Consider the following 12,079-nt stretch of genomic DNA (forward strand, 5'->3'; position numbering starts at 1 on the left):
CTACCAGGCTCCAACGGTACTGGTTTTCTGTCTGGTTGTCCGGCGCTGACCATACTGGTGGCGAACGGGGGATTCGGCGAAGTTGAGCAAGTTTGCCTCCGACCGGCCGTGTACCGCTTTCCAGCGCCATGCGCCATTCCCGCTCCTGAGGGCGCGGGACTGCCGCGCTCCGACTGAGCCCGCCACCAGGGCGATCCCCGCACATACTGACGTCTGCCTTGGGTGACGTCGCCTGCCTTCACCGCTCCCCAGAGCTATCGGAGGAAGTGCCATTGTCCGATCAGAAGCGCTCTCGCTCCATGCTCGCCCGCGGCCTGAGCATTCTGCGTTGTTTTCGGCCAGGGGAACCGGAGCTCCCGCTCTCCGAAATAGCACGCAGAGCCGACATACCCAAAGCAACCGCTCACCGGATCATCGCGGAGCTGGTCGAGGAAGGCATGCTGGAGCGGGGTGAGAAAGGGCTGAGGCTCGGCGTCCCCCTTTTCGTGCTCGGTGCACAAGTTCCCCGGCAGCTCGAACTCCGCGATCTGGCGTTCCCATACGCGGAACAGCTGCATCATCTCACGCGCGGAAGCGCGTTCGTCTTTATCTCCGACGCGTTCAGGCCAGACGCCGCGCTGGTGGACGCGGTACGCCGCGCGTACCGCGCGGGCACCGAGCGCAGCGCCGAGCAGGAGACCTGGGCCTCGGCTCAGGCCGCGACCAGGATCTTCCATGCCTTCGGCGCGAGCGCGGCTCTCCCCTCCCGGGGTGCACGGATGGCGGACCCGGAAGCGGCCCGGGTGCAGCATCAGAGATTCGTGGCCGTGCGCAGTGCGTCCGGCGCCCTCGGCATCGCGGCGCCCGTGCTGACGGCGTCGAGCACGGCCGTGGCAGCGTTGGCCATCGCTGGTCCCCAAGACCGATTACAAGTGGTCAGGGCCACCTCACATCTGCGGGCCGCGTGCGCCGCCGTCTCGCGTGCCCTCCAGCGAACGCCTGAACTGGTGCCCGTCCCCTGACCCTCAGGCCGCCGCCCGGCGGTCACGGCGCGGGCGGGCCGCCTCGCGGGGCCCCGGTTGCCGGGCGGTGGACGCGGACGCGCCATGTCAGCCCCTCCGCGCCGTGAAGAGGGCGGGCAGCAACCGCCCCGCCACATACTCCTCGCGTGCCGCCGTCAGGGTGTCCCGGATGAGGTCCGCCGATGTGGCCCCGTAGATCCCGGCGACGCTGCCGCGGAAGATCCGGACCACCTTGAGCCGGTCGGCGAGCAGCGCTGCGGCCCACTCCGTCAGGTCACGCGGCACCACGTCGACAAAGCCCGCCTGGTCGAGCTGGCGCAGGCGGTCGGCGAGGGGGGTGGTGAAGAAGACCTCTCGCGGATGGGTCGCGCGGAACGCGGTGGACGGCGCCAGGTAGCCGGGCGTCAGGCTCACCTCCTCGGTGAGGGCGAGCAGTCCGCCGGGGCGCAGCAGCCGCCCGGCCTCGCGGATGACCTCGCCCGGCTCGGGGAAATGCGGCATCGATCCGGTCACCACCACGACGTCGAGCGAGGCGTCGGGCAGCGGTACGGCGGTGGCGGAGGCGCAGATCTCCGCTATCTCCTTACGCCCCTGCGCACGGCTGATGCGGCGGCTGACCTCGCAGTGCTCGGCGACGAGATCGACTCCGTAGGCGCGTTGTACGGCGATTCCCAACGCGGTGAGCCGGTCCACCGTGTACCGCAGCGCGCCGCCGAAGCCGCTGCCCAGTTCGCACAGGTCCACCGTGGCCGCCCTGAGGGCGCCGCCGCCCTCGGCGACGGCCTCGGCGACCAGGTCGCAGCCCTGTGGCCCGAAGTGGCCCATCTGGTCGAGGCCGAGCAGGCCGCCGGGTCCCTCCTCGCCGGTGAATTCGACGATGGACCGCTCGGTGCGCTCCCAGTCGTGCAGCGCGGGGAACAGCTCCCGGTGGTAGTGGTGCTGGACGGCGCGCTGGCCGTCCGGGACACCGGGCCAGGGCCCGGACCGGGGGCCGGACCGGGGGCCGGGCTCCGCGGTCACCGCGGGCCCTCGGGCAGGAGGAGGGCGCGGGCGGCGAGGGCCGCGGAGGTCTCGGTGTTCGGCACGGCGATGCTCCTCGGTGCGTACGGCTCCGGACCGGGTGCCGGCCCGGATCGGGAGTGGTCAGGGCGTTGGGGCCGGCAGGCGGAATTCGTCCGGGACCGCGGCGCAGACGGCGTCCAGAGTGGCGAGCGCCTCCTCGGCCTCCTCATCCGTGGCGACCAGCGGCGGGAGCAGCCGGAGCACCTCCGGCCGCCCCAGGCAAGGAGAGACCACGAGGCCGTTGCGCCCCAGTTCCATCAGGACGTCTCCGGCCACGGCGGGGGTGGTGAACTCCACGCCCCACAGCAGTCCCCGGCCGCGTACCTCCGTGATCAGGGCGGGGTGACGCCGGACGAGGCGCGCCAGGCCGGAGGCGAACAGCTCCGCCAGCCGCTCGCCGCGTGGCGCGAGTTCCTCGACCGCCGTGAGCGCCGCGACGCCGGCCGCCGCGCCGAGGGGATGACCGGAGAAGGTCGTAGTGTGCACGAACGGGTCGGCGGTCAGCGGCGCGTACAGCTCCGGCGTGGCCACCACGGCGGACAGGGGCTGCACACCGCCGCCGAGGGCCTTGCCGAGCAGCACGGCGTCGGGCCGTACCCCGGCGTCGGCGCTGACCAGCCGGGGGCCGCATCTGCGCAGTCCGGTCTGGATCTCATCGGCTATCAGGAAGGCGCCGTGCTCGTGCGCCGCGTCCGCGAGGGCCCTCAGGAACCCGGGCTCCAGCGGCCGTACGCCGCCCTCCCCCTGGACGGGCTCCACGAGGACGGCCGCCACCTCGCCATCCGCGAACGCGCCGGGTATCGCGGACGTGTCCGCCGCGATGTGTCTCACACCGCCGAGCAACGGTTCGAGGGAGCGGCGGTAGCGCGCGTTCCAGGTCGCCGCGAGGGCGCCGAGGGACTTGCCGTGGTAGGCGCCCTCGACGGCGAGGACGCGGGTGCGGCCCGTGGCAAGGCGCGCGAGCTTGAGCGCCGCCTCGACGGCGTCGCAGCCGTTCAGTCCCAGCCACACCTTCGTCAGCCGCTGCGGGTCGGCCCAGGCCGCCAGTGCCGCCGCGAGATCGGCGGTCGCGCGGTTGCCCAGGACGCGGGTGGACACCGGCATCGTGTCCAGTTCACGGCGCACCGCGGCGACGACGGCGGGGTGGCGCTGTCCGAGCAGGGTCACCGCATAGCTTCCGAAGTCGAGCGCGCTGCGGCCGTCGGAGAGCCGCAGGCGGGCCCCCTCGCCGCTCATCTCGATCGCACCGGAGCCATTCATGCCGTAGACGAGGGCCAGTTGGGGCGAGAGGTGTCTGCGCGTCGCGGCGAGCGCACTGCGGGCGGCCTCGTTCCTGGCGGTCGCGGTCATCGGGACCGTCCTCTCCTCGTCCGGCAGTTGTGAACACGCGCCGCTCCCGCGCCGCTCCCGGGCCGCGCGCCCGCGCCGCGTGCGAACGCGCCGTGCAGCCGTGCAGCCGTGCAGCCCCGCCCCGAACCGTTCGGTCAACTTGTAGTCCTCCTTCCCCGCTGGTGAGAAGTCGCGTTCCGGCTGCCGGAACGTTCGTTGATCCGGACCTGCGGCGCTTGAGAGGCTGCGCGAGATTGCGGGATCACCGGGCTCCCAAGACCACCGGGGAGACAGCCCGGGAAGACACCGCAATGCCGCCGTCCGCATCCGAAAGGTGCACCGACCGCATGGAGACCACGTCAGCCAGTGCCGTCGCCTTCCCGGATTCCGGCACCCTGGAGAAGCGTCTCGACCTGTTCCTGGAACAGCGCGGAATGAGCAGGGACGCGGTGCGCAAGGAAGCCGACCAGGGCATGGGGGCACCGGCGCTCGCGGTCGTCGCCGGATCGGTGCTCGCCGGTTTCGGCAACCACCGAAGCGACCTCGACCTGCTTGTGCTCGTGGAGAACGACAGGCTCACCCGCTTCCCCATCCAGTCCCACGAACACGGCACGCTCATCGACGTCAACATCCGCCGGGCGAGCGCCGTCCGGGACACCACGGCCGAACTGGCCGCGGGTCCCTGGCCCCGGTTCAGCACGGTCACCGAGGACGCCTGGAACCACCGGCGTCGCGCCCTCAACACCGCGAACCGGCTGGCGCTCGGACTGCCGCTGATCGCCTCGCCGCCGTGGCACGACTGGCACGCGCGGCTGCGCCGCCCGTGGCTGGCAAAGGCCGTGGAGCAGTGGTGGACGGTGGAGGCGCACCGGCTCGCTCAGGCCGCCCGCTGGCTGCTCGACGCCAAGCCCATGGCAGCGGCGGTCCGCGCCCGGGAGGCCGTGGTCGCCGCGCTCAATGCGCGGGCCGCGGCGGCCGGGCAGCTGTACTTTGCGGCGAAGTGGGTGGGCGAGAAGCTCAAGGCGCTCGGGGATGACGAGGGCCTGGCCCTGCTCCGCGACACGCTGACGCCTCCGCTCGCGCCGCGCGAACGGGTCCCGCGGTGCCTCGCCGCCGTCGAGCGGCTGATCGGCGAGCCCGCACCCCTGCACGCGGTGCTGCGCTGGTCCACCGGCATCGGAACGACGGTGCTGGACGACCGCACGGTCGTCGACCGCTGGCAGCTGCGCGCCCTGGAGGTCCCGCGGCGGGACCTGCCGCCCGAGGACGGCAACGCGGTCATCTGGTCGGGCCCGGCCGGCGCCGCTCTCCCGGACGACCTCCTGCCCCTGTTCGTTCACGACATGGTGTGGCTCGGTGTCGCACACCCCGACCCGGAGGTGCCCGCTTGACGCGCCCCAACTCGCGCGCGACCGCCGAAGCGCCCCCCGGGAGGCCCCCGGCGCAAGCTGACGCGCCCCCGGCCGACCTGCGGCGGCTGCTCGCCTTCCGCGCTCACGGCGCGGCCCGTCTGCTGCTCGGCTGCCGGGCCCGCCTGGAGGACATCGAAGGCGCCGTCGCCGCGGGACAGACCGAGGTGGCCGTCCTCATGGCCTATGAGCTGGTGCAGTTCTCCCTGTCCGTACGCGGGCTGCGCAGCGAGGGCGAACTGAGCTACGGGCGCGACGAGGTGGGGTTTGACCCGTTCGCGGGGGTCCCGGCCGAGGAGGTCGCGGCCGGGCTGATCCTCGCCGCGGAGGGCCGGGATGCCGTGGGTGAGCGCGGCGAGGAGTGGCTGGACAGGCTCCGCGGTCATCTGCGGGACACCGAGGCGCTTCTGGGTTACGCCGAGCCGCTGCCCGATGTGCGGTCCGGGAGCGGCCTGATGAAGGGCTTCAAGCTGGCCCGCACCTGGCAGCCGCTGCTGCAGCGTGTCGGCCTGCCCGACCTGCTGCCGGACGCCTGGACGCGCCGTGCCGACTGAGCCGGGACCGCAGCGCGCCCGCGGCGACCGGACGCCGGCGCTGGCCGTTCACTCCGTCAGCAAGCGGTACGGCGGCACGGTGGCTCTCAGGGATGTCTCTCTCGACATCGCCGAGGGCGAGATCACGGGCCTGCTCGGACACAACGGCGCGGGCAAGACGACCCTGATGTCCCTGGTGGCGGGACTTCTGCGGCCGGACGCGGGGGAGATCGAGGTACGGGGCTTGTCATCCGTCCGCGACCCGCACCGGGCGCGCCGCGAACTCGGCCTGGCCCCTCAGGAAGTGGGCGTCTATCCGCCGCTGACCGTGCGGCAGAACCTGCGGTTCTTCGCGGAGCTGGCCGGCCTGCGCGGCCGGGAGGTCCGGCTGCGGACCCAGGAGGTCGCCGAACCGCTCGGGCTGACCGCACTCCTCGACCGCAGGGTCTCCCGGCTCTCCGGAGGCGAACAGCGGCGCGTGCACACCGCGATGGCCCTGCTGCACCGGCCGAAGCTGCTCCTGCTCGACGAACCCACCGCGGGCGTGGACGTGGAGACCCGGTCCCGGCTCATCGCGTTCGTCCGGGAGCTCGCCGCCGCCGGCACGGCCGTCTGCTACTCCACGCACTACCTCGCCGAGGTCGAGGCGCTCGACGCGAGTGTGGCCGTACTGGACCACGGCCGCATGATCGCGCGCGGCACGCTTCGGGAGCTGGTGCGCAGCCACGGCGACAGCGCCGTGGAGCTGGTCTTCTCCGGCAGTCCGCCCTCGCTGCGGCTGCCCTGGCCGGTGACCCGCGAGGCGGGCGTGCTGCGCGTCCGGGTCGAGCAGCCGCACCTGGCGGCCCCCGAAGTGCTCGCGGCCCTGGGCGACTCGGCCCGGAGCCTGGTCAACCTGCGGGTGGTACAGCCCAGTCTGGAGACCGTCTTCCTGCGCCTGACCGGGCGTCGGTACGGGGACGGGCCGGACCCCGCCGGCGCCGCGGCGGCGGACGCCGCGGCCCCGGCGCCGGTCGCGCGGGGTGCGGGAACCTCCGGGGAGGGACGGAACGGAGCGCCGGGCGACGGACCGCCGCCCGGCGAACAGGCCATCGAGGCGGGACGCCATGGGTGACGGTTCACTGGGCCGGATCGCCGCGCTGATCCGGCAGGACGCCAGACTCCTGGTCCGCGATCCCGCTCCGCTGATCGTCCGTACGGTCATGCCGCTGCTCATCATGGGCTTTATGCAGCCGCTGTTCCGCGCGGCGCTGCGGGCCGACGACGTGCACAACGCCACCGGAGCCGAACAGGGCGTGCCCGGCATGGCGGTGATGTTCCTGTTCTTCCTCGTGACCACCGTGGGCTTCGCGATGTTCCGTGAGCACGGCTGGAACACCTGGGACCGGCTGCGAGCCGGACCCGCGCGGCCGTTTGAGCTGGTGGCCGGCCGGCTGGCGGTGCCGCTGGCGGTCGCGGTGGTCCAGCTCGCCGTGGTCTTCGCCGCGGGCGGGCTGCTGTTCGGGCTGCGGGTGCGCGGCTCGTACCTGGCGCTGGCCGTGGTGGGCGTGCCACTCGCGCTGTGCGTGGTGATGGTCGGCATGGCGCTGGTGGCGCTGTGCCGCACCATCTCCCAGCTCAGTGTCTTCGCCAACCTCCTCGCCCTGCTCTTCGCCGGGCTCGGCGGCGCGCTGACCCCGCAGTCCGCGCTGCCGGACTGGGCCCGCCCGCTCGCTCCCGGGGTGCCCAGCTACTGGGCGATGCGCGGGTTCTCCACCGTCATCCTCGACGGCGGCGGCGTGGGCGCGGTCCTGCTTCCGGCCGGCATGCTGTGCGCGTTCGCGGCGGGTCTCACCGCCGTGACCCTGGTCTTCTTCCGAACCGACCACCGCAAGCTCTCCTGGTCCTGAAGCGCGCCATCGGCCCCGCGTCATGCCCGCGACATCGGCCCCGCGACATCGACAGTGCGCCATCAGAGAGGAACAGCCATGCCCGCCGCCGTGGTCTTCGACTGCTTCGACACACTCGTCATGTCCCGGCCGCTGCCGGGCCCCGAGGAGTTCACCGCCTGCCTCGCCGATGTGCTCGCCCTGGACTCGCGGTCCGCGGGCGAGGTCGTGCACACGGTGTTCACCGCCGTGTTCGCGGCGATGTCGGATCGGTCCGCGCTCCAGCCGTCCACCATGAGCCTGCTGGACGCGACCCTGCGGGAGCGGGGCAAGCCGCGGAAGAAGGCTGACCTGGACAAGGCGTTGTGGCACGCCCTCGGCTGCGCGGACCCCGGCCAGTACGCGCTGTGCGAACCGGCGGCGGACGCGATGCGCCGGACCGCCGCCGCCGGCCACACCGTCCGGCTGCTGTCCAACTGCTATCTGCCGGGCAACCTGATGCGCAGGCTGCTCCACCAGTTGAAAGTTCCCGACGTGTACGACCGGACGCTGTTCACCGCGGACGGAGGGCCGAAGAAACCCGATCCCCGCGCGTTCCGGCTGATCGGGGAAGGCGACTTCGAGCGGCGCGTGATGGTCGGCGACTCCGAGGAGATCGACATCGCGCCGGCCGCCGCCCTCGGCTGGAACACCGTGCGCGTCGATCCCGGCGCTCCCGATCTGACGGAACTCCTCTCCCTGCTGGAACTGTGACGGCCCCCCGGTTCCTCCCCGGCCGGTCACCCCGTGGCGATCTCGTGTTCCGCACAAAGAAACACTCGCTGATTTCAACCGCCCGATCTGCCTACGGTCTTTCCGGTACCGCCCGCTGATCCCGTACGGGTCTCTGTTTCCGTTGTTCTCACGTCGCGTCCGCAAAAGACCCGCCCCGTGCGGAAGGAGTCGATACGTGCAGTCCCCCTCGCCACCGGCCGACGGAGCCGGGCGGCCCAGCGGCGCCGCGGCCCCGCACCGGGCCCTGCTGGACGCCGGCTGGAGCACGGCTTGGCGGCCCGCCCCCGCCCGCGAGGGCGCCGCGGGCGCCGAGCGCATCCGCTCCCTCGCCGCCAGCGGTTACGCGGCGCTGCCGGTCCCAAAGGAGTTAGGCGGCGCGGGCGCGAGTCTGGTCGAAGTGGCCTCCGCCCAGCGTGCGCTGGGCATGGCCGACCCCTCTGCCGCCATCGCCCTGAACATGCACGCCTTCACGGTGGGGCTGATGGCCGACTACTGGAGACGGCACCGGGACACGAGCTGGATGCTGCTGGAGGGGATCGCCCAGTCCGGCGCCCTGGTGGCGTCCGCGTTCGCCGAGCCGGGCGGCAGCCCCAACTTCATGAGCAGCCGCTCCGAGGCCGTCCAGACCGCCAAGGGCTACCGGGTGACGGGCGTGAAGTTCCCCTGCTCGCTCGCCACCGCGGCCACCCTGGTGTGCCTGACGGCCCGCGTCAGCGGGACCGGCGAGACGATCCTCGCCCTGTGCCCCCGTTCGTCCCCCGGCCTCACCGTCGAGGGGGAATGGCCGTCGCTCGGCATGGCCGATTCCGACACGGCCCGGCTGGTCATGCGCGATGTGGAGCTGGACGACCGGCTCGTCTTCCACCGCGGCCCCGCCGATGTCATCGACGACAACGTCATCTCCGGCATGGCGTGGTTCGCGGTGCTGCTGACCGCCACATACCACGGCGTACTCAGCGGGCTGCTGGACGCGGCCTGCCGCCAGGTGACCGAGGCGGGCACGTTCGGGCCGAGGACCGCCCTGCTCGGCCGTGCCGTCCGGGAGCTGCTGACGCTCGGGGGCGCTTGTCGCCAGCTCGGCGCGGACGTCGAGTCGGGTGCGATCGGCGGGCAGATGGCGCTGGCCGCGGCGGTGGGGCTGCGCGCCTCGCTGAGCGACACCCGCGACCGGGTGCTGGCCGCCGTCACCCCGGTCATCGGCAGCCGCCTCTACGGGCGCGGGCAGCGGGCCGCCGGCCTCCTGGTCGACTCGCTCGCCGTCCACCACCACCCGCCGTCGCTGCTGACCTGCGACGAGGCAGTGGGCGCCTTCTGCACGGGGCGTGAGATCAGCTTCGACCCGGCCGGCTGAGTCGTCCGGGCCCACCCTGCGCGCTTTAAGGAGACACACAGCCATGCCCCATGTCGAGGTCAATCTGCCGATCAAGGCTCCGGCGGCTGACGCCTGGCAGGCCGTCATCCGGCTGGAGGACTACGCCGCGTACATGGAGAACGTCGAGTCGGTGTCCGTGCTCGGGGAGACGGAGTCCGGCGCGCGTACCAGCGAGTGGTCGGTGCTGCTCAAGGGCTCCGTGCTGGAGTGGGTGGAGGTGGACGAACTCGACGAGGAGAACCGCGTCATGTCGTTCCACCAGGTCTCCGGCGACCTCGACGAGTTCAACGGGTACTGGCGGGTCGAGGACGGCGGAGACGGGACCTCGGTGGTCACCTTTTCGGTCGACTTCGAGATCGGCATCCCGCTGCTGGCCGACATGCTCAACCCTGTCGCCACCAGGGCTCTGCGCGAGAACTCCGAGCATATGCTCCGCGCCATCGAGCGGCGGATCACGGCGGCCCTGTGACGGCGCCCGCCCGCCTCGCGACAGCGCCGGCCCGCGTCCTGGTGACCGGCGCCACCGGCGCCGTGGGCAGCGCCGTCCGCCGCGCGCTGCACGCGGCGGGCCACCGGGTGTACGGCGTGAGCCGCCGCGGCGGAGCGGGGCCGCGGGAGTACGCCTGGCGGGCGGGGCAGGAGGAAGCACCGCCCGAGCTGCGCGGCCCGTGGAGCGCGGTGGTCCACTGTGCCGCCGACACCCGCTGGAACCTGCCGGCCGAGCAGGCAGAGGAGGCGAACGTCGCCCCGCTGCGCGCCGTGCTGTCCCTCATCGGCCCCCAGACCCACCTGATCCACCTGTCCTCCTCCTATGTCACGGGCCTGGCGGGCGACATCACCTCGCGCTCCCAGGACGCCTACCGCAACTCCTACGAGTGGTCCAAAGCCGCGGCCGAACGCCTGGTGCATGCCGAGCGGGACAGTGCCGACATCGTGCGCTTCCCCATCGTGATGGGGGCCAGGGCCGACGGCGCGCTGGACCGCTACAGCGGCTTCTTCTGGCTGCCCTCCTCGCTGTGCAGCGGCGCCGTGCCCGCCCTGGTGGTGGAGAAGGAGGCGCTGCTGGACATCATCAGCACCGACGACGTGGCCGACCACATAGCACAGCTGATTGCCCTCGGCCCACCGGCAGGCCGAAGGCTGTCGGTCCTGGGACGCGGCGACCGGGCCCAGCGGGTGGACGAGGCGTTCGACACCGTCCTGGACGCCCTCAACTCCTGGCGCGCCGAGCACGGCGTTCCCCTGCTGGACCGCCTGCCTTATGTGACGCCCGAGCAGTGGAACCGCTTCTATCTGCCGTTCGCCGAGGAGTACCTGGACCGGGCGCAGCTGCTGCGGGTCACCGCCTTCCGCGCGTACCAGGGCTATCTGTCGATCACGGAGCCGTTCGACGTCACCGGCCGGGTGGCGGACACCGCAGAGGTGCTGTTCCGCTCGATCCGGCGCTGGGCCGAGACCCACGAGACCTCCGCCCGCCGGGTTCCCCGGCCGTGGCGGGCCTGACGTGCCGCGTATGCCGCGGGCGCCGCGCCGCCCCGCTAGCCGTCGGCTCCCGTTCTTCCTCGCCCGCCCCGGACCGGTCCGAAAGCGGGGGCGAGGCAGCCCAGTTGGAGTTGGAGTTCGCGTGGAAAGGAACAACCTGTCATGAAACCCATACGTGTCGCGCTCGCCGGCGTCGGCAACTGCGCCTGGAGCTTCGCCCAGTTCGTCGCACTGGCCCAGGCGGACCCCGACACCCGGCTGCCGGGCCTGATGTGCCACACCGTGGGCGGCTACCGGCTCGCGGACGTGCGGGTCGTCGCGGCGTTCGACGTGGACGCGGCGAAGGTCGGGCGTCCGCTGGCCGAAGCCTTCACCGCTCCCGCCATCTCCGCGACCGCCTTCCTTGAGCTGGGCGACGACCGGAACGCCCCGGTCCTCCCGGCGCCCGTCCTCGACGGCCTCGTGGGGCCGCTCGGCTCCGTCGTGACGACCGCCGCCGCCGTTCACGACGCCACCGAGGAGGACGTCGCCAAGGCCCTCGTCGAACACGACGTGGAAGTCCTGGTCATCGCGCTGCCCACGGGCGCCTCCCGGGCCATCCGCATGTTCGCGGACGCGGCCCTCGCCGCCGGGGCGGCCGTCGTGAACTGCACCCCCGAGGAGCTGGCCAGGGACGAGGACGTCAGCCGCCGGTTCGCGGACGCGGGCGTCGCCCTCCTCGGCGACGACCTGCGCAGCCATCTCGGCGCCACCTGCCTGCACACCGCCCTCATCGAACTGCTCCTCAGCCGCGGACTGGAGCTGAACGGCACCTACCAGCTCAACGTCGGTGGCAACACGGACTTCTTGAACCTGGCGGATACCGGCCGCTCGGCCTCCAAGTTCACCTCAAAGGCCAACGCGCTGCGCGCGGCCGGCATGACCGACGTCGACGGTGTGGCCGGCCCCACCGGCTTCATCGGGCACCTCGGCGACAGCAAGGTGTGCTTCGCCCATGTCAAGGCGAAGTCCGTGCTCGGCTCCGAGGTGCAGATCGACGTCAAACTCACCGTGGAGGACAGCCCGAACGCCGCCGGTGTCATCGCCAACGCCGTGCGCGCCGCGAAAGCGGCTGCCGACCGCGGCCTGTCCGGCACGGTGGACGCCCCGTCCCCCCTGCTCTTCAAGAGCCCGCCGCGCGGTCTGCCCGAATCCGAGGCGAGGGCGGCGTTCCTGGACTTCGCCTCCTGACACCCGCCGGTCATCGAGA

The 12,079-nt window shown here is 72.6% G+C and carries 12 protein-coding genes; 10 read left to right on the top strand and 2 right to left on the bottom strand.

Annotated features, from left to right (window positions below):
* Positions 1-272: 272 nt before the first annotated feature.
* Positions 273-1,001, top strand: a complete 729-nt coding sequence (locus OF819_RS07695) for an IclR family transcriptional regulator (RefSeq protein ID WP_267242628.1) — start codon at positions 273-275, stop codon at positions 999-1,001.
* 87 nt (positions 1,002-1,088) lie between these two features.
* Here the strand turns inward: OF819_RS07695 and OF819_RS07700 are convergent, their stop codons facing one another.
* Both OF819_RS07700 and OF819_RS07705 read right to left on the bottom strand, forming a co-directional pair.
* A complete protein-coding gene (locus tag OF819_RS07700; protein WP_267242629.1) occupies positions 1,089-2,021 on the bottom strand; it encodes a class I SAM-dependent methyltransferase in 933 nt (310 codons plus the stop codon).
* Between the two features lie 123 nt (positions 2,022-2,144).
* A complete protein-coding gene (locus OF819_RS07705; RefSeq protein ID WP_267242630.1) occupies positions 2,145-3,413 on the bottom strand; it encodes an aspartate aminotransferase family protein in 1,269 nt (422 codons plus the stop codon).
* 326 nt (positions 3,414-3,739) lie between these two features.
* Between OF819_RS07705 and OF819_RS07710 the strand changes: the two genes are divergently transcribed.
* The 9 genes from OF819_RS07710 (at position 3,740) to OF819_RS07750 (ending at position 12,060) form a co-directional block, all read left to right on the top strand.
* Positions 3,740-4,783, top strand: a complete 1,044-nt coding sequence (locus OF819_RS07710) for a hypothetical protein (protein WP_267242631.1) — start codon at positions 3,740-3,742, stop codon at positions 4,781-4,783.
* A complete protein-coding gene (locus OF819_RS07715) occupies positions 4,780-5,355 on the top strand; it encodes a hypothetical protein (RefSeq protein ID WP_267242632.1) in 576 nt (191 codons plus the stop codon). The genes OF819_RS07710 and OF819_RS07715 overlap by 4 nt, the downstream gene beginning before the upstream one ends.
* On the top strand, positions 5,345-6,448 hold the full coding sequence (locus OF819_RS07720) for an ABC transporter ATP-binding protein (RefSeq protein ID WP_267242633.1): 1,104 nt from the start codon (positions 5,345-5,347) through the stop codon (positions 6,446-6,448). The genes OF819_RS07715 and OF819_RS07720 overlap by 11 nt, the downstream gene beginning before the upstream one ends.
* Complete coding sequence (locus OF819_RS07725) at positions 6,441-7,223, top strand: ABC transporter permease (RefSeq protein WP_267242634.1); 783 nt, start codon at positions 6,441-6,443, stop codon at positions 7,221-7,223. The genes OF819_RS07720 and OF819_RS07725 overlap by 8 nt, the downstream gene beginning before the upstream one ends.
* 78 nt (positions 7,224-7,301) lie before the next feature.
* The gene (locus OF819_RS07730) at positions 7,302-7,955 is read left to right on the top strand and encodes an HAD family hydrolase (RefSeq protein ID WP_267242635.1); all 654 of its coding nucleotides are present in this window, start codon (positions 7,302-7,304) and stop codon (positions 7,953-7,955) included.
* 196 nt (positions 7,956-8,151) lie between these two features.
* A complete protein-coding gene (locus tag OF819_RS07735; protein ID WP_267242636.1) occupies positions 8,152-9,327 on the top strand; it encodes an acyl-CoA dehydrogenase family protein in 1,176 nt (391 codons plus the stop codon).
* Positions 9,328-9,370: 43 nt separating this feature from the next.
* Positions 9,371-9,817 carry a type II toxin-antitoxin system RatA family toxin gene (locus OF819_RS07740; protein ID WP_267242637.1) on the top strand — a complete coding sequence of 149 codons (447 nt, stop codon included), beginning with the start codon at positions 9,371-9,373 and terminating at the stop codon, positions 9,815-9,817.
* Positions 9,814-10,851, top strand: a complete 1,038-nt coding sequence (locus tag OF819_RS07745; protein WP_267242638.1) for an NAD-dependent epimerase/dehydratase family protein — start codon at positions 9,814-9,816, stop codon at positions 10,849-10,851. Before OF819_RS07740 ends, OF819_RS07745 begins: the two co-directional genes overlap by 4 nt.
* Before the next feature lie 141 nt (positions 10,852-10,992).
* Positions 10,993-12,060, top strand: coding sequence for a hypothetical protein (locus OF819_RS07750; RefSeq protein WP_267242639.1), 1,068 nt, complete (start codon positions 10,993-10,995; stop codon positions 12,058-12,060).
* Positions 12,061-12,079: the final 19 nt, after the last annotated feature.

It is taken from the genome of Streptomyces sp. PR69 (genome assembly GCF_026420845.1).
Classification (GTDB): Bacteria; Actinomycetota; Actinomycetes; order Streptomycetales; family Streptomycetaceae; genus Streptomyces.